Genomic DNA, 22,836 nt, shown 5'->3' on the forward strand with positions numbered 1-22,836 from the left:
GGCATGACCCAGCTATCCACGCCCGCCAATGGCGAGCCCGCCGTTGCCGCCGCAGCCGCCGCGCAAGAAGCCGTGCGCACGCCCTGGACCGAGTTCTGGCGCAAATTCCGCAAGCAGCACCTGGCGCTGGGCGCCGGCGTGTTCGTGCTGCTGCTGGTGGCGGTGGCGGTCCTCGCCCCGCACCTGGTGCCTTACGATCCGGAGAACTTCTTCGACTACGACGCGCTCAATGCCGGCCCCTCCGCCGCGCACTGGTTCGGCGTCGATTCGCTCGGGCGCGATATCTTCAGCCGCATCCTGGCCGGTGCCCGCATCTCGCTGGCGGCAGGCTTCTTCTCGGTGATCATCGGCGCCATCGTCGGCACCGTGCTCGGACTGCTGGCCGGCTACTACGAAGGCTGGTGGGACCGCATCGTGATGCGCATCTCCGACGTGCTGTTTGCCTTCCCTGGCATCCTGCTGGCGATCGGCATCGTGGCCATCCTCGGCAACGGCATGACCAACGTGATCTTCGCGGTGGCGGTGTTCAGCATCCCGGCCTTTGCCCGCCTGGTGCGCGGCAATACGCTGATGCTCAAGCGCCTGACCTATGTGGAAGCCGCGCGCAGCATCGGCGCGTCCGACTTCACCATCCTGATGCGCCACATCCTGCCAGGCACCATCTCGTCCATCGTGGTGTACTTCTCGATGCGCATCGGCACCTCGATCATCACCGCCGCCAGCTTGTCCTTCCTGGGCCTGGGCGCGCAGCCGCCCACCCCGGAGTGGGGCGCGATGCTCAACGAGGCGCGCGCGGACATGGTGACCGCGCCGCATGTGGCGATCTTCCCCAGCCTGGCGATCTTCCTCACCGTGCTGGCCTTCAACCTGCTGGGCGACGGCCTGCGCGACGCGCTCGATCCGAAGATCGACCGGCGCTAAGGGGCGGCATCACATGTCGCATCACATGTCTGAAGCCATGCCGCATATCGGCGCGCTGGCGGCCGGCGCGCGCAACAGCATCACCGACGTGCCCGGCGTTGCGGTGGGCCACTGCACGCTGGCCGAGGGCGCCTGCCAGACCGGCGTGACGGTGGTGCTGCCGCACGCCGGCAACCTGTTCACCGACAAGGTGCCAGCCGCTGCCACGGTGCTCAACGGCTTTGGCAAGAGCGTGGGCCTGGTGCAGGTGGAAGAGCTCGGCGTGCTGGAGACGCCCATCGCGCTGAGCAACACCTTTGCCGTGGGGGCGCTGGCGCAGGCGCAGATCCGGCAGGCCATTGCGGCCAACCCGGAGATCGGCCGCGCCTGGCCCACCGTCAATCCATTGGTGTTCGAGTGCAATGACGGCTACCTGAACGACATCCAGGCGATGGCCGTGCAGCAAGCGCATTACGCGGATGCCTGCGCCGCGGCCGGCACGGCGTTCGCGCAGGGCGCGGTCGGGGCGGGGCGCGGGATGTCATCGTTCGGGCTGAAAGGCGGCATCGGCTCCGCCTCGCGCCAGGTGGGCGAATACCATGTGGGCGTGCTGGTGCAGTCCAACTTTGGCACCTTGCCCACCTTCACCGCGGCCGGCACGCGCGTTGGCGGCTTGCTGGCCGAGCGGCTGCAGGCGCACGCGCAGGCGCCGCAGTTGGAGTCCGGCCCGGAGAAGGGCTCGATCATCATGATCGTTGCCACCGACGCGCCGCTCGACGCGCGCCAGCTGCGCCGGCTGTCGCTGCGCGCGGGCGCGGGCCTGGCGCGCACCGGCTCGGTGTTCGGCCACGGCTCGGGCGATATCGCGCTCGCTTTTTCTACCGCTTACACCGTGCCGCAGCTGGCCGACGCGCCCATGCCGGCGCTGGCGATGCTGCACGAAACGCGCCTCGACGCGCTCTTCCACGCCGCCGCCGACAGCGTCGAGCAGGCCATCCTGCATGCGCTGTGGCAGGCCGAGACCGTGCACGGCCGCGATGGCCACCAGCGCGTTGCACTGCGCGAGCTGATGCCCGAGCTGCCGCAGCGGCTCGCGCGTCATGCATTGCCCCAGACGAACTGACTCCCCACCGCATGAAGATCCTGATTTCTACCGACATCGAAGGCGTGGCCGGCGTCTTCCACGCCGAGCAGACCCGCGCCGGCAACGGCGAGTACGAACGCGCCCGCGCCTGGATGACGGCCGAGGCCAACGCCGCGGTGCAAGGCGCCTTCGCCGGCGGCGCCACCGACGTGCTGGTCAACGACTCGCACGGCGGCTTCCGCAACCTGTTGCCCGACCTGCTCGATCCGCGCGCGCGCCTGGTGCTCGGCAAGCCGCGCTACCTCGGCATGATGGCCGGCGTGCCCGGCTGCGACGGCGTTTTCATGGTCGGCTACCACGGCCGCGCGCAGAGCCGCGGCATCCTGGCCCACACCATCAACAGCGGCGCGTTCGCCCGCATCTGGCTCAACGGCCAGGAACTGGGCGAGGCCGGGATCTACGGCGCGCTGGCGGGGGAATTCGGCGTGCCGGTGCTGATGGCCAGCGGCGACGATGTCTTCGTGGGTGAAACCCGCCCGTTGATGCCCTGGGCGCGCTACGTCCAGACCAAGGAAGCGGGCGGTCAGGGCAGCGGCACCACGCTGTCGCCCGCCGCGGCGCTCGAGGCAATTGCCGCGGCGGCCGAGCAGGCCGTGCGCGAGCAGGGTGGGCAAGCCCTGAACATCAGCGGCCCGATCCGCTGCCAACTGCAGACCCAGGGCCCGGCCTATGCCGACCTGTTCTGCCAGTGGCCCGCGCTGGAGCGCGTGGATGGCGTGACGCTGGCGTTCGATGCCGCCTCGGTGCAGGCGACCGTGCGCATGCTGAACTGCTTGTCGGCGATGTCGTTCATGCTGAAGTAGGCTGCGGCCAGGCCAGGCCAGGCCAGGCCAGGCCTGGCCTGGCCTGGCCTGTCGTGGCTGGTTGTGCCCGGTTGTGCGGTTGCTGGCCGCATGGTGGACAATAGCGGGTGGCAGGCGCCGACGGCGCCGCAAGCCACTTTGCAGCACTCATCACGGCAGGCACAAGCAGATTCATGATCGCAGTCAACGACGGGAGCTGGACTCCCGTACGCAAGGATTTTGTCGAACCCGGCACGCGCTGCCGGCAGCAGGTCGGCCGTGGACGGCACCACGGCTTCGGCAACGGCCAGGCCTTTATCCTGCGTGACGGGCAAGGCCACGAGCACCCCTTTGGCGAGGCCTGCGCGCGGGCCGTGCTCGCTGAGCCGGGCCTGTTGTACCTGGTGCCGGACTACACCGAGCGGGACGCCGGCCAGCCCGTGCCCGTGCCCGAGGTGACCGCGCCGGACAACGAGGCGTTCGAGGCCACCGGCCCGGCCGCCAAAGCAAGGCCAGCGACGCCGCGCTGCGGCGCGCGTCGGCCATCCGCTACCTGGTGCTGCGCATGGAGAAGGTGGCCAGCGTGCCGCGCGTCCAGCCCACCGTGCGTTTTCCTGCCCTCGAAGAGGTGTATCAGTCCTACCTGGAAACCGGCGAGCTGCCGGATGCCCAGGTCAAGCGCATCCTCGCCATCGAGCGCAGCGCAACCACCCCGCCCAAGCTCAAGACCATCAACCTGCTCGATGTCTATACCGCGCACGTCAAGCTGGAGCGCGCGATCCAGGAGTCCAACCGCGTCGAGCAGCGCCGCTTCCTGCGCAGCATCCATGACTGGCTGGCGCGCCACCTGGTGTTGTCCGCCGCCCAGATCGCCGCGGCAGGCATCCAGATGCATCCGCATGCGTTCCGCTCCCTGTTGCTGCGTGAGGTGGCGCCGGTGGATGCCAAGGGCGGCAAGGCCGGCAAAAGCTAGCTACCCGGCTTCGGGCGGCTTCGGATGGCAATACCCGGCAAGTTGGCGTTTAATAGCGGCACCCCTACTCCTCGCCGAGCGCGAAATCTGCTGTCATGTCCTTGCACACCAGCTTTTCCCGCAGTTATGCCGAAGCCCGGCAGAAATTCCGTGACGCGGCCCAGGCTGCCGGCGGCACCCTGACCGATTTCCCCCATCCCACCAAGCGCGGCTGCGCCGACGAGGAACTCGCCATGGATGTCGCCTGGGTGGGCGATGCAGAGGCCAGGCGCATGCTCATGGTGACCTCCGGCATGCACGGCGTGGAAGGGTTCTGCGGCTCCGGGGCGCAGGTTGCCATGCTGGGCGACACGGATCTGCTGCAGGCGTGCGCCGGCGCCGGCGTGGCGCTGCTGCTGGTGCACGCGGTCAATCCCTATGGCTTCTCGCATATGCGGCGTGTCAACGAGGACAACGTTGACCTCAACCGCAATTTCATGGATTTCACCCAGCCGCTGCCCGACAACGCGCCGTATGCCGAGGTGGCGCCCATGCTGCTGCCCGAGCACTGGCCGCCCTCCGAGGCCGACCAGGCCGCGCTGATGAAGGCGGTGGCCGAGAAGGGCTTGCCCTGGTACCAGGCGGCGGTGAGCGCCGGCCAGTACCAGGCACCGCAAGGGCTGTTCTTCGGTGGCAACAAGGCGACATGGAGCAACTACACGCTGCGCCGCATCCTGGCGCGCTTCGGCGCCGGGCGCGAGGCCCTGCGCTGGATTGACGTACACACCGGCCTGGGGCCGTGGGGCTACGGGGAGCCGATCTACATGGGGCCGGACCATGCGGAGCATATCAATAGGGTGCGTGCCATCTGGGGCCGCAATGTCACGTCGATCTACGACGGCTCGTCTGCCTCGGCCAATCTCAATGGCATGGCGTGGGTGGCGGCGCCGGAAACCTTGCCGGCGCTGGACTACAGCGGCATCGCGCTCGAGTTCGGCACGGTGCCGGTCACGGAGGTGCTGGATGCGCTGCGCGGCGACCACTGGCTGCATCTGCATCCCGAGGCGGACGAAGGGCAACGCAACCTGATCCGGCAGGCGATGTGGCATGCGTTCTACGGCGATGCCGACGACTGGCGCGAGAGCGTGGTGGAGCAGGTGCGCGAGGCGACGGTGAAGGCGCTGGCGCTCTGGTAGAGCAAGCCGCGGCCGGCGTCAATCATCCTGGACGAAAAGCACAAGGGCCGGAGATTCCGGCCCTTGTCACGCTCGCAAGCCAGGCTGATGGCTTCAGCCCGGGAGTGCCTCGTACGTCAGCAGGAACACCTGCTCCTCGCCGGCGCTGACCGGCAACCAGACGATCTCCAGATCGGGGAACGCGGCTTGCACATTGGCGTGCTCGTTGCCGATCTCCACCACCAGCGCGCCACCCGGATTCAGGTGTGCCTTGGCGCCGGCAATGATGCGGCGGACCACGTCCATGCCGTCATCGCCACCGGCCAGTGCGATGCGCGGCTCGGCCTGGTATTCGGCCGGCAGCGCTTGCATGGAGGTTTCGTTGACGTAAGGCGGGTTGGTGAGGATCACATCGTATTTGGCGCCGGCGGGCAGCGGTGCGTACAGATCGCCCTCGTACAGGCTGATGCGGTCTTCCATCTTGTAGTCCGCCACATTACGGCGAGCCACGGCCAGTGCGTCCGGCGAAATATCGACTGCGTCGATACGGGCCTTCGGCCAGACGTGCGCGGCGATGATCGGCAAGCAGCCGGAGCCGGTGCACAACTCCAGCACCGGGCCGATCTCGGCGCTGTCGCCTACCCAGGGTTCCAGCCCTTCATGCAGCAGTTCGCCAACGAAGCTGCGCGGCACGATCACGCGCGAGTCCACGTAGAAGCGCAGGCCGTGCATGAAGGCCTCGTTGGTGATGTAGGCCGCCGGCACGCGCTCGGTGACGCGGCGCTCGATGACCTGCAACACGGCATCCACTTCTTCGGGCAGCAGGCGGGCGTCGAGGAACGGGTCGAGCGTGTCCAGCGGCAGGTGCAGCGTATGCAGCGTCAGGTACGCGGCTTCGTCGTAGGCATTGGCGCTGCCGTGGCCAAAAGACAGCTTGGCTTGGGTGAAGCGCGAGACCGCGAAGCGCAGCAGGTCGCGCACGGTGCGCAGGGGGGAGGAGGTGGCCATGTGGTCTTTCTTTTGTCCGCGGCGATCAGGCGATCAGGCGTTCCAGCACGCCGCGGTAGATGTTTTTGAGGGGTTCGATAAAGCGCACTTCCACGTGCTCGTCGATCTTGTGGATGCTCGCGTTGGGCGGCCCGAACTCGATCACTTGCGGGCAGATCTTGGCGATGAAGCGGCCATCGGAGGTGCCGCCGGTGGTGGACAGCTCGGTCTTGACGCCCGTCTGCGCTGCGATGGCGCCGGCCAGCGCTTCGGACAGGTCGCCGCGCGCGGTCAGGAAGGGCTCGCCGCCCAGGGTCCAGTCCAGGTCGTAGTCGAGCTGGTGGCGGTCCAGGATGGCATGCACGCGCGCCTTCAGGCCGTCGGGCGTGCTGGCGGTGGAGAAGCGGAAGTTGAAATCGATGGTGACATGGCCCGGGATCACGTTGGTGGCGCCGGTGCCGCCGTGGATATTCGACATCTGCCAGCTGGTGGCGGGGAAATACTCGTTGCCTTCGTCCCAGCGTTCGTTCACCAGGTCGGTCAGCGCGGGCGCTGCCAGGTGGATGGGGTTCTTGGCCAGGTGCGGGTAGGCGATATGGCCCTGCACGCCCTTCACGGTGAGCTTGCCGGAGAGCGAGCCGCGGCGGCCGTTCTTGACCATGTCGCCCAGCGTGTCGACCGAGGTGGGCTCGCCCACGACGCAGTAGTCGAGCCGCTCGCCGCGTGCCTTGAGCGCTTCGACCACCTTGACGGTGCCGTCATGCGCGGGACCTTCTTCGTCGCTGGTGATCAGGAAGGCGATCGAGCCGGCGTGGTCCGGGTGAGCCTTGACGAATTCTTCCACCGCCACCACGAAGCCGGCGATCGAGGTCTTCATGTCGGCGGCGCCACGGCCATACAGCTTGCCGTCGCGGTGGCTGGGCAGGAAGGGGTCGGAGCCCCATTGCTCCAGCGGGCCGGTGGGCACCACGTCGGTATGGCCGGCAAAGGCCAGCAGCTTGCCCTCCTGGCCACGCGTGCCGCGCTTGACGGCCCACAGGTTGGTCACGCGGAAATCGTCCGGGCCGCTGACGATGGCTTCGCAGGCGAAGCCGAGCGCCTTCAGGCGGGTTTCCAGCACGGCCTGGCAGCCTTCATCGGCGGGCGTGACGGAGCGGCGGCGGATCAGGTCTTCGGTGAGGGCGAGGGTGGCGGTCATGAGAGGAATCAATAGGTCCAAGGGACTTAGCTATGGGGCAGTTGCATGCGGGCTTTGGCCTGTCGAAGAGCTGCCCGGTTTTCTGCCGTTCGCCGGGACGCCTGCGTCGCTCGGGACGTCCGCTGGTTTACTCCCCTCTCCCGCGAGAGCGGGAGAGGGGCCGGGGGAGAGGGAGTAACAACCGTCGGGCACCGCAAGCGGCGCTGGCGCATCCTGCCGGCTTCGGCCGGCGCTTCAGGGCTCTAAAACAAGCTGGCGTAATTATCCGGCGAAAACCCCACGCTGACGCTGCCCTTGTGGGCCAGCACTGGCCGCTTGATCAGCGAAGGGCTTTGCTGCATCAGGAGAATCGCGCCGGCATCCTGTTCCGCAAGCGCCTTGTCCGCATCGGACAGCGCGCGCCAGGTGGTGCCCTTGCGGTTGAGCAGGGTAGTGAGCGGCACATGCGCGAGCCAGCCGCGCAGCATGGCTTCGTCCACGCCTTGCTTCTTGAAATCGTGGAAGGTGTAGTCCACACCGTTGGATTCGAGCCAGGTACGGGCTTTCTTGACGGTATCGCAGTTGGGAATGCCGTAGAGCAGGACAGTCATGGCGATGAGCGGAGAAACGAGAGGGCCGGCCGGTCTGGCTAGCGCAGCAAAAGGTTGAGGGCGACCACCAGGCCGGCGAGGCCAAGCGCGAAACCGGCCATGGCCACGCCTGTCATCAGGCGCAACCGGCGATCCAGCCGTGCGGCCTCGCGGCGCAGGGCCTCGATGGTGATGGCATGTTGCTCGGCCAGCAGCTTGACGGCCTCGGCCTGCTGCATGGCGGCGTTTTCGAGATCCGCGATGCGTGCGGCAGGGTCGCGCGTGTCCGGGCCTGGCATGTCCGTGCTGCCATCGCGGCGCTTGCCCTTCTTGATCTTCTCGATGGTCTTGTTGGCCTGTTCGAGGATCGTGGGCAGCAGCGAGAGAACGGTGGTGACAGTGGTCGGGTCCAGGGCCATGAGTCGCTTGCGAAGGGCGGGCCAGCGGCGGCCGGCGGCGGTATCCATTGAGCGGGAACCGTTGGAGAGCGGGGAAAGGGGAGCGTTAGCGTTCTGATCCGGCATTCCGGTTCAGACCGGCCGCGCACGCGCGCGGTTCCGGGCCAGGGGCGCTCCCCTCGATGCGGCGGGCGAGATCAGTCGCCGCGCAGCAGGTCGTTCAGGCTGGTCTTGGCGCGGGTTTGCGCGTCCACCTTCTTGACGATCACGGCGCAGTACAGGCTGTACTTGCCATCCTTGGAGGGCAGGTTGCCCGCCACCACCACCGAGCCAGCCGGCACGCGGCCGTAGTGGATCTCGCCGGTTTCGCGGTCATAGATCTTGGTCGACTGGCCGAGGTACACGCCCATCGAGATCACCGAGTTTTCTTCCACGATCACGCCTTCGACCACTTCCGAGCGCGCGCCGATGAAGCAGTTGTCTTCGATGATGACCGGGTTGGCCTGCAGCGGCTCGAGCACGCCGCCAATGCCGACGCCGCCGGACAGGTGGACGTTCTTGCCGATCTGGGCGCACGAGCCGACGGTGGCCCAGGTGTCGACCATGGTGCCTTCATCGACGTAGGCGCCGATGTTGACGTACGAGGGCATCAGCACGGCGTTCTTGGCGATGAACGAGCCGCGGCGGGCTACCGCCGGGGGCACCACGCGGAAGCCGCCCTTGGCGAAGTCGTCAGCGGTCCAGTTGGCGAACTTGGTCGGCACCTTGTCGTAGAACTGGGCGAAGCCGCCAGCGGACATCGGCGCATTGTCTTCCAGGCGGAACGACAGCAGCACGGCCTTCTTGATCCACTGGTTGACGATCCATTCCTTGCCTTGCTTCTGGGCCACGCGCAGGGCGCCGGTGTCGAGCTGGCCGATCACGTTGGCCACGGCTTCGCGGATGTCGTTGGGGGCGGACTTGGGCGAGAGGCTTGCGCGGTCTTCCCATGCCTGGTCGATCAGGGCTTGCAGTGCTTGCGTCATATGCGTGTTTTCAGTGGTTGATCGTTGTCTACAACAAAATACGGTGTGTGCGGTGCGCGTCGCCCGCGTCCTCCGGTTTCAGCCCAGCGATTTGCAGAAGGCGACGATGCGGCGCGCGCCTTCCAGGCATTCCTCGGGCGTGGCCACCAGCGCCATGCGCACGCGGTTGGCGCCCGGGTTGATGCCGTCGGCCTCGCGCGCCAGGTAGCTGCCCGGCAGCACGGTGACGTTCTGCTCGGCCAGCAGCCGCGCGGCAAACTCGGTGTCCGACAGGCCGGTGCGCGAGACATCCGCCCACAGGTAGAAGCCGGCATCAGGCAGCGCCACGCCCAGCACCTCGGCCAGCATCGGCGTGACCTCGGCAAACTTGCGCACGTAGGCGGCGCGATTGTCGCGCACATGGGCCTCGTCGTTCCAGGCCGCCACGCTGGCGGTCTGCACCGCCGGGTTCATGGCGCCGCCGTGATAGGTACGGTATAGCAGGAATTTCTTCAGCAGGGCGGCGTCTCCCGCCACGAAGCCCGAGCGCAGGCCCGGCACATTGGAGCGCTTGGACAGGCTGGAGAACATCACCAGGCGCTCGAAGGGATGGGCGCCCTCGGCGCGGCCCAGCTTGTGCGCCGCTTCCAGCGCGCCCAGCGGCGGCTCGCCTTCCTTGAAGTAGATCTCCGAGTAGCACTCGTCCGAGGCGATCACGAAGCCATGGCGGTCGGACAGCGCGAACAGTTCGCGCCAGTCTTCCAGCGACAGCACGGCGCCGGTCGGGTTGCCCGGAGAGCACACGAAGACCAGTTGCACCTTGGCCCAGGTCTCGGCGGGGATGCGATCGAAGGCGGGCGCAAAGTTGCGCGTCGGGTCGCTGTTAGCGAACACCGGGGTGGCGCCGGCCAGCAGGGCCGCGCCTTCGTAGATCTGGTAGAACGGGTTGGGGCACAGCACCAGCGCGCCAGGCTGGCTGGCGTCGACCACGGTCTGGGCGAAGGCAAACAGCGCCTCGCGCGAGCCGGTCACCGGCAGCACCTGGGTGGCGGCGTTGACAGCTGGCAGGTTGTAGCGGCGCTGGAGCCACGCGGCCATGCACTGTCGTAGTGCATCGGATCCGGCCGTTGTGGGATAATTCGCCAGTCCCTGCAGTGCATTCGACAGCGCCGTCTTGATGAACTCGGGCGTGGGGTGCTTGGGTTCGCCGATGCCGAAGCTGATCGCGGGCAGCGCGCCATTCGGTTTGACGTCAGCCAGCAGCACGCGCAGTTTCTCGAACGGATAGGGCTGGAGCAGGTCGAGGCGGGGATTCACGATCAGGTTCAGGCCGGATGGGCCAAGCTCAAAGCCGGTCATTATAAAGGATTGCCGGGCATTCCCGCGTGCCGTCAAGGCCCTGGTGGCGCGCCGCCCCGGCTGTGCCCGATTGTCTCCGATTGCCCCCGAGTGTCCCGCGGTGATTTTCCGATACCCAATACTGACTGGCTGCCCGACCGGCAGCCTTAACCGTTTTCCCATGAGCAATCTGCCTCCAGCTTCCACCGCGTCGGCCGCGGCCGACCCGCATGCCTTCAGATCCACTTTGTCCATCCTGCTGGGTGCTTCAGTCTGGGGCATCGCCTGGTTTCCCTACCGGGTGCTGGCCGGCTGGGGCCTGGGCGGCAGACGGCGGCCGCGCTGGTGAGCGCCATGGCCGCGCTGATTGCCTTGGTGGCCTTCGCCCGCCACCTGGGCGGCCTGCGCTGGTCGTGGCTGTTCGTGGCGATCGGGCTGGCGGCCGGCGTGACCAACGCCGGCTTTGTGTGGGGCAGCGTCAACGGACACGTGATGCGAGTGTTGCTGCTGTTCTACCTGACGCCGGTCTGGACGGCCTTGTTCGCCCGCGTCTTCCTGGGCGAGAAGCTGTCGGCGCCCGGCTTGCTGCTGGTGGTGCTTGCGCTGTTTGGCGCGGGGCTGATGCTGTGGACGCCGGAAGTGGGCCTGCCGTTGCCCACGCGCGCGGCGGAATGGTCCGGCCTGATCGGCGGCATGGGGTTTGCCGTCAACAATGTGCTGTCGCGCCGGGCCGGGCAACTTTATCCGGAGATGGATGCGCGCCTGCGCACCGTGATGGTCTACCTGGGCTGCACGGCTGTCGGCCTGCCGTGCGCGCTGTTGCTGGAGCCGGGCGGCGTGGCGCTTGCGCAGCTGACCGGCTGGGGCGGCCTGGCGTTGATGCTGGGTCTCGCCGCCACGTTGGTGCTGAGCAATTCGGTGGTCCAGTACGGGCTGCAGCGGCTGCCGGCCAACCGGGTATCGCTGCTGATGCTGTTCGAGATCGTGATTGCGGCGGTGTCGTCGTGGTGGCTGGCGACCGAGACGCTGAGCTGGAAAGAGGCCGCCGGCGGCCTTTGCATCGTGGCGGCTGGCGCCTTATCGGGGCTGGTGCACCGCACCAGGGTACGTCGTGCCGACGCCGCGCCCGGTGCGGACCAGGCGCTGCAGCCGCAATAGCTGGCGCTCGGCCTTACTCGGCCTCAATAAAGCATCGCCCGCGAGACCACCGCCACCAGCGGCTTGCGGATGGCGCGCTCCACGCCGGCATGCAGGCGCAGCGGGCGCAGCAGCATCTTGACCGTCATCTCGATCGGCAGGTTGCGCCGGATCACGGCGCTGACCCGGGAGTTGAGCTTGCGCACGTCCTTTTGCGGGATATCCTCGGTGCCGCGCTCGATGCGCAGCACATTGCGCAGCGCGATCTCCGCGTCTTCGTTCTTGATTTCCAGCAGGCGGCGCACCAAAGCGCCCAGCACGCGCAGGCGGCCGAGCCGTTCCACGCCGTTGAAGGTGTTGAAGTAGCGGTAGAAATGCTTGTAGTGGCGCACCTCGTCATCGGCGATGCGCCGCGTCAGGTTGCGCAGCACCGGCTCGTCGCTGGCTTGCTCCAGGGAGCGGTAGAGGGCCGCGGTGCCGGTCTCGACCACGCAGCGCGCGGCCATCTCAAGGGCTTCCGTGGGCTCGAATTTGTCGATCGAGCAGGTATGGCGGTATTCCTCGAAGAACCGCGCGTAGCCGCGCTCCCAGTCGAACTCGGGCCAGACATGTTCCACATAGCGCCGCAGGGCCAGGCCGTGCTGCAGTTCCTCCGCCTCCCAGTGTTCGGACAGCCAGCAGGAAGCCTCGGGGTTGGCGGCGTAGTAGTGGGCCAGGTTGCCGGCATACGTGTCCGAGCCGCTTTCGACAAAGGACGCCGACACCAGCAGGTAGAACAACTCGCGATCGGGTCGCACCCGGGCGGTGTCGATGGCCTGGAAATCGATGTCGCTCAGGGACCAGGGTGGCGCTTTGGTCACAAAGCCGGCATCTTGGCCGGATGCGCTGCCGTCTGATATCGCCGGGGTGAAGGCGGTCATGCTGAACACTCCCAGAAGGGTCGCGAAGCCGGGCTCCGCGTTGGCCGGAGGCAGCCATTGCGCCGGTAAAAGGACGGCGGGCGCAATGGGCCTCAAGGATCACGCTGACAATGAAGAGACTAGCACTAACCCTCGGAAGTTTCCCGCCGGTGCCGAGCAAACGACGTCAATCAGCGCAGGGTGGTGGTCTTCGCCACATGGCAGCATTACCGGAGTGTGGGGCGCGAACCGCACAAGGTGTATCGGAAGCGGCCCAAATCCCCCAGGGAAATGCCTTGCGCTTAGCCCGGAAAGCGCCCGGACGCCGGAGGCGCGATGGTATGATTAGCGCCATCTATCGGGCACAAGAGAGAAGGCATGGGGCGCAACCGGCACGCGTCGGCCCCGCTTCTCGTTGGGGCCCGGCTCTCCTGAACGCTGCATTACGCTAGATACCCCACGACCAACCGTGCGACTGTCCTCGATCAAGCTGGCGGGCTTCAAGTCCTTCGTCGATCCCACCAATTTTCAAGTGCCCGGCCAACTGGTCGGCATCGTCGGTCCCAACGGCTGCGGCAAATCGAACATCATCGATGCGGTGCGCTGGGTGCTGGGCGAGTCGCGTGCCTCCGAGCTGCGCGGCGAGTCCATGCAGGACGTGATCTTCAATGGCTCCACCGCGCGCAAGCAGGCGGGGCGCGCTAGCGTCGAACTGGTGTTCGACAACCCCGAGGGGCGCGCTGGCGGGCAATGGAGCCAATATGCCGAGATCGCCGTCAAGCGGGTGCTGACCCGCGACGGCACGTCCTCCTACTACATCAACAACCAGGCCGTGCGCCGCCGCGACATCCAGGACATCTTCCTGGGCACCGGCCTGGGGCCGCGCGCCTACGCCATCATCGGGCAGGGCATGATCTCGCGCATCATCGAGGCCAAGCCCGACGACATGCGGATCTTCCTGGAAGAAGCCGCAGGCGTGTCCAAGTACAAGGAACGCCGCCGCGAAACCGAAAACCGCCTGTCGGACACGCGCGAGAACCTGACCCGCGTCGAAGACATCCTGCGCGAGCTTGGCACCAACCTGGACAAGCTCGAAGGGCAGGCCGAAGTGGCCCAGCGCTTCAAGACCTTGCAGTCCGACGGCGAGGAAAAGCAGCACCTGTTGTGGCTGCTGCGCAAGCGCGAGGCCCAGGCCGAGCAGGAGCGGCACACGCGCGCCATCGAGCAGGCCCAGATCGACCTGGAAGCGCAAACCGCGCAACTGCGCCACGTCGAGGCCGAGCTCGAGACCATGCGCGCCGCGCATTACGCGGCCTCGGACAATATGCACACCGCGCAGGGCGGCTTGTACGAGGCCAATGCCGAAGTCAGCAAGCTCGAAGCCGAGATCCGCTATGTGGTGGAGTCGCGCAACCGCGTGCAGGCCCAGATCGCCGCACTGACGGCGCAGCGCGAGCAGTGGCAGGGCAAGGCCGAGCAGGCTACCGATGCCTTGGCGCAGGCCGAGGAAGAACTGGCGGTGGCCGAAGGCCGCACCATCGAGGCCCAGGAGGCCGTCGCACACAAGACTGACGAGCTGCCCACGCTGGAAGCCCAATGGCGCGATGCCCAGGTGCTGTCCAACGAGCAGCGCGCCAGCATCATGCAGGCCGAGCAGGCACTCAAGCTGGAGGCCGCGCAGCAGCGCAGCGCCGACCAGATGCTGCAGCAGCTCGAGCAGCGCCGTGAGCGCTTGTCCGGCGAAGAAAAGGGGCTGGACCGTCCCGATGAGATCCGCCTGGAAGAGCAGCGCGCCGAGCTGGCCGAGCAGGAAGCCGTGCTGGAAGAGGCGCAGGCCATCCTGGCTGACTCCGCCGATAGCGTGCCGCGCCTGGACAGCGAGCGCCGCAGCGCGCAGGAGCGCGTGCAGCGCGAGGCCGCCGCGATCGGGGCACTGGAAGCGCGCCTGGCCGCGCTCAGGCAATTGCAGGAAAACGTGCAGACCGAAGGCAAGGTGCAGCCGTGGCTGGCCAAGCACGGCCTGGCCGAGCTGCCGCGCCTGTGGAAGAAGCTCCATATCGAGCCGGGCTGGGAAAGCGCGCTGGAATCCGTGCTGCGTGAAAAGCTCGGCGCGCTCGAAGTCTCCAACCTGGACTGGATCAAGTCCTTCCTGTCCGACGCGCCGCCTGCCAAGCTGGCCTTCTATTCGCCGCCGCCGGCCGCGCGCCCGCAGGAAGCCCCTGCCGGCCTGCGCCCGCTGATGGCGCTGGTGCAGATCACCGAGCCCGGCATCCGGGCCGTGATGCAGGACTGGCTGGCCGACATCTACACCGCTGCCGACATGGCGTCGGCGCTGGCCCAGCGCGCCACGCTGCCGGAAGGTGCGTCGTTCGTGGTGGCCGAGGGCCACCTGGTGGGCCGCAACTCGGTCCACCTCTATGCGGCCGATTCCGAGCAGGCCGGCATGCTGGCCCGCGAGCAGGAAATCGAAAACCTGCAGAAGCAGGCGCGCGCCCAGCTGCTGCTGTCCGACGAAGCCAAGAGCCAGGCGGTCCGCGCCGAAGCAGCCTACACGCAGGCCAGCGCGGCGCTCACCGAGGCGCGCGGGCGCAGCGAGCAAGCCACCCGCCGCGTGCACGCGCTGCAGATGGACGTGCTCAAGCTGTCGCAGGCCATGGAGCGCTACGCTGCGCGCAGCGGCCAGATCCGCGAGGAACTGGCGGAAATCGCCGCGCAGATCGAAGAGCAGCGCGCCATCCGCGCGGAATCCGAAGCCAGCTTCGAGCAGCATGACGCCGCCCTGGCGGAGATGCAGTCTACCCACGAAGACCACCAGATGGCCTTCGAAGCGCTGGACAGCAAGCTGTCATCGGCACGGCACCAGCTGCGCGATTTCGAGCGCGCGGCGCAGGAAGCCCTGTTTGCCGAGCGCAACCTGGCTAACCGCATCGACGAGCTGCGCCGCAATATCCAGACCGCCGGCGACCAGTCGGAGCGTCTTGCGCAGTCGCTGGAAGACGCCCGCGTCGAGCTGGAAACCATCAACGAGCAGACCGCCCACACCGGGCTGCAGGACGCGCTGGAGCGGCGCGCCGTGAAGGAAGAAAAGCTCCAGCTCGCCCGCACCGAGCTGGACGCGCTGTCGGCGCAACTGCGCCAGTACGACGACCAGCGCCTGGCCGCCGAGCGCAGCCTGCAGCCGCTGCGCGACCGCATCACCGAGTACCAGTTGAAGGAACAGGCCGCGCGCCTGAACCAGGAGCAGTTCAGCGAGCAGCTGACCACCGCAGAGGTGGACGAGGCCGCGCTGGCCGAGAAGCTCACGCCCGATCTCAAGCCCTCCTACCTGCAGGGCGAGGTCACGCGCCTGAACAACGCCATTAATGCGCTCGGGCCGGTGAACATGGCCGCGCTGGACGAACTGGCGGCGGCGCGCGAGCGCAAGACCTTCCTCGATGCGCAGTCGGCCGACCTGGTCGACGCCATCACCACGCTGGAAGACGCGATCCACAAGATCGACCAGGAAACCCGCGCGATGCTGCAGGGGACCTTCGACCAGGTCAACCACCACTTCGGCGAGCTGTTCCCGTTGCTGTTCGGTGGCGGGCAAGCCAAGCTGATCATGACCGGTGACGAAATCCTCGACGCGGGAGTGCAGGTGATGGCGCAGCCGCCGGGCAAGAAGAACTCGACCATTCACTTGCTGTCGGGCGGCGAGAAGGCCCTGACGGCCATCGCGCTGGTGTTCGCCATGTTCCAGCTCAATCCGGCGCCGTTCTGCTTGCTCGACGAGGTGGACGCGCCGCTGGACGATGCCAATACGGAGCGCTACGCCAATATGGTGGCGCGCATGTCGGACAAGACCCAGTTCGTCTTCATTTCCCACAATAAAATCGCAATGGAAATGGCACACCAGTTGATTGGCGTGACGATGCAGGAGCAAGGGGTATCGCGTATCGTCGCCGTGGATATGGACGCAGCGATCTCGATGGCGGAGGCAGCATGACGCTCCAGACAGCCCTGATCGTTGCCGGTATTGTCCTGCTGCTGCTGGTCGTAGCCTATAACCAGTGGCAGATCCGCAAGGCGCGCCGCCCGCGCGCGCTGCAGCCCGAAGACGACCTGCCGCCGATGCGCGAGCCGGTGGTCAGCCCGGTGATCAAGCCGGAAGTCAGCGCCAAGCTGCACGAGCCGTCGCCCGAGCATCAGGTCGAGCGCCGCGAGCCCACGCTGTCGGCCTCGCCGCTGGACGCCGCCGCCGTGGCGGCTCGCATGGCCGCCAGCTCGGCCGATGCCGACGACGCCCTGGCGGACGAAGTCGCCGTTGCTGCGGCGCCCTCATCGACTCATGCGCCCCATGCGCCCCATGCGGCTGCCGGCAAGCCCGGGCATGCCGAGAAGTCGGGACAGCCTGCCGGGCCCACTGAGCCGCATGACGCTGCGGACCATGAAGAACGCGCCGAACAGGTCAAGCCCAAGCAAGAGCCTGCGCCTGCCAAAGAACCGCAGCCCGAGCCCGTTGCACTGGATGGCCAGCCCACGCCGGCCGTCATCGATCCGCTGATCGACTGCATCGTGCCGCTGCACCTGGAGCGCAAGAGCTCGGGCGATCGCATCCTGCCGCTCACCGGCCGCCTGCGCCGCGCGGGGACCAAGCAGGTGCATATCGAAGGCCTGCGCAGCGAAGCCAATGCCTGGGAGCCGGTCACCGCCGGCCATCAGTACGAAGACCTGCAGGTAGCGGTGCAGCTCGCCAACCGCGGCGGCGCGCTCAATGCGCTCGAGTTTTCCGAGTTCGTCAATGCGGTGGAAGCGCTGGCCGAAGCGCTCGACGCCTCCGCCGAGCTGCCGGACATGACCGAGACGGTGGCCAATGGCCGCGAGCTGGATGCGTTTGCCGCCAGTTGTGATGTGCAGCTTGGCGTCAACGTGATCTCCGACGGCGCGCCATGGTCGGCCGCCTATGTGCAGACGGTGGCGACCCAGGACGGGCTGGTGCTGTCGCGCGATGGCACGCGCTTCACGCGCTATCAGGCCAACGCCGAGGGCGTGCAGCGGGCCTTGTTCACGCTGCAGTTCGGCGACACCAACTTCCTGCGCGATGACCTCACGGCCAAGGCTGGCCGCCAGATCACGCTGCTGCTCGATGTGCCGTCCGCGGCGCAGGCGACCAAGCCGTTCAAGACTGTTTGCGAGTACGGCTACAGCCTGGCGCAGCGCATGGGCGCGCAACTGGTCGACGACAATATGCGGCCGCTGAGCGAATCGTCCTTCGTCGCCATCTTCGGCCAGCTTCAGACGCTCTACGACAAGCTCGAGGCGCGCGGCATGCCTGCGGGCTCGCCGGTGACGCTACGTTTGTTCAGTCTCTGAAACGCCAGTTCTGCATCGACGATATCGACGACAACGACGACAACGGATTCAGTCCCTCCAGCATGAGCACCAAACCAGAAGGTGCGGCGGCGCAAGCCCCCGCGCCTGTCAGCGATTTTCCCGCCGCGCGCGCCGACTGGCTGCGCGCCGAGCTGGAGCGCCACAATTACCAGTACTACGTCCTCGATGCGCCGTCGGTGCCCGATGCGGAATACGACGCGCTGTTCCGCGAATTGCAGGACATCGAGGCCGTCCATCCCGACTTGCTGACCCCGGAGTCGCCCACGCAGCGCGTGGGCGGGCAGCCGCTGTCCGCCTTCGATACGGTGCGCCACGCCATCCCGATGCTGTCGCTCAACAACGGCTTCGAGGATGAGGACGTGGTGTCCTTCGACCGGCGTTGCGCACAGGGGCTGGGGCGCGCCGCGCCCGCCGAGGGCGCGGCCGACCTGTTCAGCGCCGCCGAGGCGGTGGAATATGCCTGCGAGCTGAAGTTCGACGGCCTGGCCATGTCCTTGCGCTACGAGGGCGGCCGGCTGGTGCAGGCCGCCACCCGCGGCGACGGCGAGACCGGCGAGGACGTGACCGTCAACGTGCGCACCATCAAGGCAATTCCGCTGCGACTACGCGGCAAGGCTGTGGACTTGCCGGCGGTGCTGGAAGTGCGCGGGGAAGTCTTCATGTACCGCCGCGAATTCGACAAGCTCAATGCGCGGCAGGCCGAGGCCGGAGAAAAGACCTTCGTCAATCCGCGCAATGCCGCCGCCGGCAGCCTGCGCCAGCTGGATCCGCGCATCACCGCGAAGCGCCCCTTGTCGTTCTTTGCCTACGGCTTGGGCGATCTGCAAGGCGCGCCGCGTCCGCAGACGCACAGCGCCATGCTCGACTGGTTCGCCGAGATCGGCATGCCGGTCTGCGCGGAGCGCGCGGTAGTGCGGGGCGCCGAGGGCTTGCTGGACTTCTACCGCGGCGTGGGCGAGCGGCGCGCGGCCTTGCCCTACGATATCGACGGCGTCGTGTACAAGGTCAACGCGCTGGCCGAGCAGGAGCGCCTTGGCTTCGTGTCGCGCGCGCCGCGCTTCGCGCTGGCACACAAGTTCCCGGCCCAGGAAATGACCACGGTGGTCGAGGACATCGAGGTGCAGGTTGGCCGAACCGGCGCCATCACGCCGGTGGCGCGGCTGGCGCCGGTGTTCGTGGGCGGCGTGACGGTGACCAATGCCACGTTGCACAACGAGGACGAGATCCGCCGCAAGGACGTGCACATCGGCGATACCGTGATCGTGCGGCGTGCCGGCGACGTGATTCCCGAAGTGGTGGCGGTGGTGCCGGAGCGCCGGCCTGCCCACGCGCGCGCCTTTGTCATGCCCACCGCATGCCCGGTGTGCGGATCGCATATCGAGAAGCTGGAAGGCGAGGTGATCGCACGCTGCACCGGCGGGCTGATCTGCCCGGCCCAGCGCAAGCAGGCGCTGCTGCATTTCGCGCAGCGCCGCGCCATGGATATCGAAGGCCTGGGCGACAAGGTGGTCGAGCAGCTGGTCGATATGGCTATCGTGCACACGCCGGCCGATCTCTACAAGCTCGGTGTCGCCAAGCTGGCCGCGCTGGACCGGATGGCCGACAAGTCGGCCACCAACCTGGTGGCAGCGATCGAGGCCTCGCGCGAGACCACGCTCAACCGTTTTATCTTCTCGCTTGGCATCCGCCATGTGGGCGAAGCGACGGCCAAGGACCTGGCCAAGCATTTCGGCAAGCTCGACGGGCTGCTGGCAGCCGATGAGGCCGCCTTGCTGGAGGTCAACGACGTGGGGCCGGTGGTGGCGCAGTCCATCGCCAACTTCCTGGCCGAGCCACACAATGTGGAAGTCATCGAGCAATTGCGCGCCGCCGGCGTGCACTGGCCGGAGAGCGAGCCGGCGGCACGCGCCGCGCCCGCTGCGCTGGCCGGCAAGACGTTCGTGCTGACCGGCACGCTGCCCACGCTCGCGCGCGAGGACGCCAAGGAAATGCTGGAAGCCGCCGGCGCCAAGGTGGCCGGCTCGGTGTCGAAGAAGACCGACTATGTGGTGGCTGGCGCGGAAGCCGGCAGTAAACTGGAAAAGGCCGAGGCGCTCGGCGTGCCCGTGCTGGACGAGGCCGCCATGCTGGCGTTGCTGGCCGAGCTTAAAACCGGAGATCAAGCATGATCCGTGACATTCTCAAGATGGGCGATCCGCGCCTGCTGCAGGTCGCGCGCCCTGTCACGCGCTTCAACACGCCGGAGCTGCGCCTCCTGATCGACGATATGTTCGACACCATGGATCACGCCAACGGCGCTGGCCTGGCCGCGCCGCAGATCGGCGTGGACCTGCAGGTGGTGATCTTTGGCTTCGACCGCAATCCGCGCTATCCCGACGCACCCACCGTGCCCAAGACGGTGCTGATCAATCCCGAGCTGACGCCGCTTGGCGAGGAGCAGGATGAAGCCTGGGAAGGCTGCCTGTCGGTGCCGGGGCTGCGCGGGGTGGTGTCGCGTTTCACGCGCCTGAAGTACACCGGCTTTGACATGATGGGCGGGCGCATCGAGCGCGTGGCCGAGGACTTCCACGCGCGCGTGGTGCAGCATGAATGCGATCACCTGCAGGGCATCCTCTATCCCATGCGGGTGACGGACTTCACGCGTTTCGGCTTTACCGAGGTGCTGTTTCCCGACCTGCCTCCCAATAGCGACGACTGAGCGGCGACGACTGCTCAGCGATTGCCCTGGCGGCGATGGCGTGCCGCGATGCGGTGGGTCAGGGCGACCAGCGCCGCGCAGGCAGGGTTGTCGTCGCGCTCCCGGTAAGCCAGGGTCAGCGGCGCGCGCAGCTGGTCGGCTTCTTTCATGCGGCGGTAAGCCACGCCGTGCGGGTTGAGCCCGGCCATCGAGGCCGGCACCACCGTCACGCCGGCGCCGGCGGCTACCAGGTTAAGGTTGCTCAGCATCCGCTCGACTTCCGCGCCCACGCGGGGCGTGAAGCCCAGCCGCTCGCACACCTTCAGCAGATCGCCATACATGCCCGGCGCGCCTGGGCGCCGCACCAGGATGAACGCGTCGTCTGCCAGCGCGCGCAGCGAGATGGCTTCCTGGGCCGACGTGTGGGCCGACTCAGCACGCTTGCGCAGCAGCGGATGGTCCAGCGGCAGCGCGATCACCATTTCCTCTTCCAGCAGCAGCTCGAAGCGCAGGCCTTCGGGGCGACTCACCGGCGCGCGCAACAGCGCGACATCGAGCGTGCCCGCGGTGAGTTGCTCGATGACCTCGGCGGCGTTGTTCTCGCTGAGCTTGAGCGCGATGCCGGGAAACCGGCGGCGACAGGCGCGCAGCACCTCCGGCGTCAGCTTGTGCGCGGCGGCCGAGCTGGTGAAGCCGACCGATAGCATGCCTTCCTCGCCGCGCGCCATGCGCAGCATGCGCTGGCGCGCCTGGTCCAGGCGGGCAAAGATGTCCAGCGCGTCGGTACGCAGCGCGCGCCCGGCGGCGGTGAGCGTCACGCCGCGTGGCTGACGCTCGAACAGGATCACCCCAAGCTCGGCCTCGAGCGCCTTCAACTGTTGCGACAGCGGGGGCTGCTGGATGCCGAGCTGCTCGGCGGCGCGCGTGATGTGGCCGGTTTCGGCTACCGCGAGGAAGTAGCGAAGGTGTCTCAGTTCCATGATTTGTTTCCGGGCCGGCGCTGCAGGATACATATCTTTTAGATATGTATCTCCACTGTGGCATATATTTTACATCCAGGTTGCGGCGGCCTAGGATGATGCGGCTTTACGAACGAAAACACTGGCGCGCGCCAAGCGACGCGCCACATCGAGCATCAGGAGACAGGACATGAAGACAATTCGGCTTGCGCGTTGCGCGTCGATCGCACTGATTGCGCTGGCCGCGGCGGCCCAGTTCGGCTGCGCTGCCCCGGGCGCGGACAGTGCCGCGAAGCAGGCCGCGCCGGCGGCCGGCACGGCGCCGCAAGCCGCTGCCCCCCAATGGCAACGGGTCAGGCTCGGCACGGGCGCGAGCGCCTACGATTTCCCGGTCTACGCCAACCATCCGCTGGACGGCGACCTGCGCGGCATCCGCGAGGTGATCTTCGTCCAGCACGGGCTGCGGCGCAATGGCGACGACTACTTCACGGCCGGCGCGGCTCTGCTCAAGCAAACCGGGCGTAATCCCGACGAGGTGCTGCTGCTCGCGCCGAACTTCCCGGGCACGCCGGATGCGGCCAAGGGCAAGCATTTCGACGGCATGCCGATGTGGAGCGTGCAGGGCTGGATGGGCGGGGAGGACGCGGTCAACCCGCCGTTCTCGGTCAGCTCGCTGCAGGTGCTGGACGACCTCGTCGGCATGGTGACCAACAAGGCCCGTTTTCCCGCGGTGACCCGCGTGACGGTGGCCGGCCACTCGGGCGGCGCGCAGCTGGTGCATCGCTATGCGGTGCTGAACAACGTCGACGAGCGCATCCGCGCGGGCGGCATCGATCTGCGCTACGTGGTGGCGAATCCTTCGTCGTATCTGTATTTCACGCCGGAGCGCCCGCGCGGCAAGGACTTTGCGCCCTATGACACGGCCATTTGCGCGGACTACGACAAATACCGCTATGGCATGCGCGACATGGTGCCCTATGCGCGCGGCGCGACGGGCGATGCGCTGTTCCGCCGCTATCAGCAGCGCCAGGTGACCTACCTGGTGGGCTCGGAAGACAACGACCCCAACCACCGCGTGCTCGACAAGGCCTGCGGCGCCGAGGCCGAGGGGCCGACCCGGCTGGAGCGCGCGCGCGGCTACCTGCGCTACCTGCAATACCTTGCCATGCCGTTGGGCAGCCAGCGCCCGCCGGTGCGCCACCAGGCGTTCGAGGTGGTTGGCGTGGGGCACAACCAGGAGCGGATGCTCGGCTCGCAATGCGGCGCCAAGGCGGTGTTCGGGCTGGTGGAGACGGCCAATGCGCACGGCGCGGCTTGCCGCGCGCCGCAGCTGTGAAGCAATTG

Annotated in this window: 18 protein-coding genes and 1 pseudogene; 11 read left to right on the forward strand and 8 right to left on the reverse strand. The window is 67.5% G+C overall.

Features of this window, described 5'->3' with window-relative positions:
* Positions 1-3: 3 nt before the first annotated feature.
* The 5 genes from gsiD to ACGLHR_RS00595 all read left to right on the forward strand — a co-directional run bounded on the left by gsiD (position 4) and on the right by ACGLHR_RS00595 (position 4,974).
* Positions 4-921, forward strand: coding sequence for a glutathione ABC transporter permease GsiD (gene gsiD / locus ACGLHR_RS00575; RefSeq protein WP_267603372.1), 918 nt, complete (start codon positions 4-6; stop codon positions 919-921).
* Between the two features lie 13 nt (positions 922-934).
* Entirely contained in the window at positions 935-2,023 is a 1,089-nt protein-coding gene (locus ACGLHR_RS00580) for a P1 family peptidase (RefSeq protein ID WP_400091263.1), read from the forward strand.
* 11 nt (positions 2,024-2,034) lie between these two features.
* Positions 2,035-2,847, forward strand: coding sequence for a M55 family metallopeptidase (locus tag ACGLHR_RS00585; RefSeq protein WP_400091264.1), 813 nt, complete (start codon positions 2,035-2,037; stop codon positions 2,845-2,847).
* A 544-nt stretch (positions 2,848-3,391) separates the two neighbouring features.
* Positions 3,392-3,799 carry a hypothetical protein gene (locus ACGLHR_RS00590; protein ID WP_400091266.1) on the forward strand — a complete coding sequence of 136 codons (408 nt, stop codon included), beginning with the start codon at positions 3,392-3,394 and terminating at the stop codon, positions 3,797-3,799.
* A gap of 95 nt (positions 3,800-3,894) precedes the next feature.
* Complete coding sequence (locus tag ACGLHR_RS00595; protein ID WP_400091267.1) at positions 3,895-4,974, forward strand: M14 family metallopeptidase; 1,080 nt, start codon at positions 3,895-3,897, stop codon at positions 4,972-4,974.
* A gap of 93 nt (positions 4,975-5,067) precedes the next feature.
* Here the strand turns inward: ACGLHR_RS00595 and prmB are convergent, their stop codons facing one another.
* The 6 genes from prmB to dapC form a co-directional block, all read right to left on the reverse strand.
* A complete protein-coding gene (prmB, locus tag ACGLHR_RS00600) occupies positions 5,068-5,961 on the reverse strand; it encodes a 50S ribosomal protein L3 N(5)-glutamine methyltransferase (protein ID WP_400091269.1) in 894 nt (297 codons plus the stop codon).
* A 25-nt stretch (positions 5,962-5,986) separates the two neighbouring features.
* Positions 5,987-7,138, reverse strand: coding sequence for a succinyl-diaminopimelate desuccinylase (dapE, locus tag ACGLHR_RS00605; protein WP_318231936.1), 1,152 nt, complete (start codon positions 7,136-7,138; stop codon positions 5,987-5,989).
* 242 nt (positions 7,139-7,380) lie between these two features.
* Positions 7,381-7,728, reverse strand: a complete 348-nt coding sequence (locus tag ACGLHR_RS00610) for an arsenate reductase (protein ID WP_267603363.1) — start codon at positions 7,726-7,728, stop codon at positions 7,381-7,383.
* Positions 7,729-7,766: 38 nt separating this feature from the next.
* A complete protein-coding gene (locus ACGLHR_RS00615; RefSeq protein ID WP_267606426.1) occupies positions 7,767-8,126 on the reverse strand; it encodes a hypothetical protein in 360 nt (119 codons plus the stop codon).
* Positions 8,127-8,302: 176 nt separating this feature from the next.
* Positions 8,303-9,130, reverse strand: a complete 828-nt coding sequence (gene dapD / locus ACGLHR_RS00620; protein WP_267603361.1) for a 2,3,4,5-tetrahydropyridine-2,6-dicarboxylate N-succinyltransferase — start codon at positions 9,128-9,130, stop codon at positions 8,303-8,305.
* 78 nt (positions 9,131-9,208) lie between these two features.
* Entirely contained in the window at positions 9,209-10,426 is a 1,218-nt protein-coding gene (gene dapC, locus ACGLHR_RS00625) for a succinyldiaminopimelate transaminase (RefSeq protein WP_400091310.1), read from the reverse strand.
* Positions 10,427-10,628: 202 nt separating this feature from the next.
* Here dapC and ACGLHR_RS00630 point away from each other — a divergent pair.
* A pseudogene (locus ACGLHR_RS00630) lies at positions 10,629-11,605 on the forward strand (DMT family transporter).
* A 23-nt stretch (positions 11,606-11,628) separates the two neighbouring features.
* Here ACGLHR_RS00630 and ACGLHR_RS00635 read toward each other — a convergent pair.
* Positions 11,629-12,504: a ferritin-like domain-containing protein gene (locus tag ACGLHR_RS00635; RefSeq protein WP_400091270.1), complete on the reverse strand. Its 876-nt coding sequence runs from the start codon at positions 12,502-12,504 to the stop codon at positions 11,629-11,631.
* Positions 12,505-12,952: 448 nt separating this feature from the next.
* Between ACGLHR_RS00635 and smc the strand changes: the two genes are divergently transcribed.
* From smc to def, 4 genes are all read left to right on the forward strand, one after another.
* Positions 12,953-16,468, forward strand: a complete 3,516-nt coding sequence (gene smc, locus ACGLHR_RS00640; RefSeq protein ID WP_400091271.1) for a chromosome segregation protein SMC — start codon at positions 12,953-12,955, stop codon at positions 16,466-16,468.
* The gene (locus ACGLHR_RS00645) at positions 16,465-17,835 is read left to right on the forward strand and encodes a cell division protein ZipA C-terminal FtsZ-binding domain-containing protein (RefSeq protein ID WP_400091273.1); all 1,371 of its coding nucleotides are present in this window, start codon (positions 16,465-16,467) and stop codon (positions 17,833-17,835) included. Before smc ends, ACGLHR_RS00645 begins: the two co-directional genes overlap by 4 nt.
* Before the next feature lie 62 nt (positions 17,836-17,897).
* Positions 17,898-20,024 (forward strand): NAD-dependent DNA ligase LigA, encoded by a 2,127-nt coding sequence (gene ligA, locus ACGLHR_RS00650; protein ID WP_400091275.1) that lies wholly within the window; start codon positions 17,898-17,900, stop codon positions 20,022-20,024.
* Positions 20,021-20,554 carry a peptide deformylase gene (def, locus tag ACGLHR_RS00655; RefSeq protein ID WP_400091276.1) on the forward strand — a complete coding sequence of 178 codons (534 nt, stop codon included), beginning with the start codon at positions 20,021-20,023 and terminating at the stop codon, positions 20,552-20,554. The genes ligA and def overlap by 4 nt, the downstream gene beginning before the upstream one ends.
* Positions 20,555-20,568: 14 nt before the next feature.
* On the opposite strand, the gene ACGLHR_RS00660 is transcribed toward def, so the two are convergent.
* The gene (locus ACGLHR_RS00660; RefSeq protein ID WP_400091277.1) at positions 20,569-21,513 is read right to left on the reverse strand and encodes a LysR family transcriptional regulator; all 945 of its coding nucleotides are present in this window, start codon (positions 21,511-21,513) and stop codon (positions 20,569-20,571) included.
* A gap of 169 nt (positions 21,514-21,682) precedes the next feature.
* Between ACGLHR_RS00660 and ACGLHR_RS00665 the strand changes: the two genes are divergently transcribed.
* Entirely contained in the window at positions 21,683-22,828 is a 1,146-nt protein-coding gene (locus ACGLHR_RS00665) for a hypothetical protein (RefSeq protein WP_400091279.1), read from the forward strand.
* Positions 22,829-22,836: the final 8 nt, after the last annotated feature.

This window comes from Cupriavidus sp. CuC1 (genome assembly GCF_044627735.1).
Classification (GTDB): domain Bacteria; phylum Pseudomonadota; class Gammaproteobacteria; order Burkholderiales; family Burkholderiaceae; genus Cupriavidus; species Cupriavidus ulmosensis.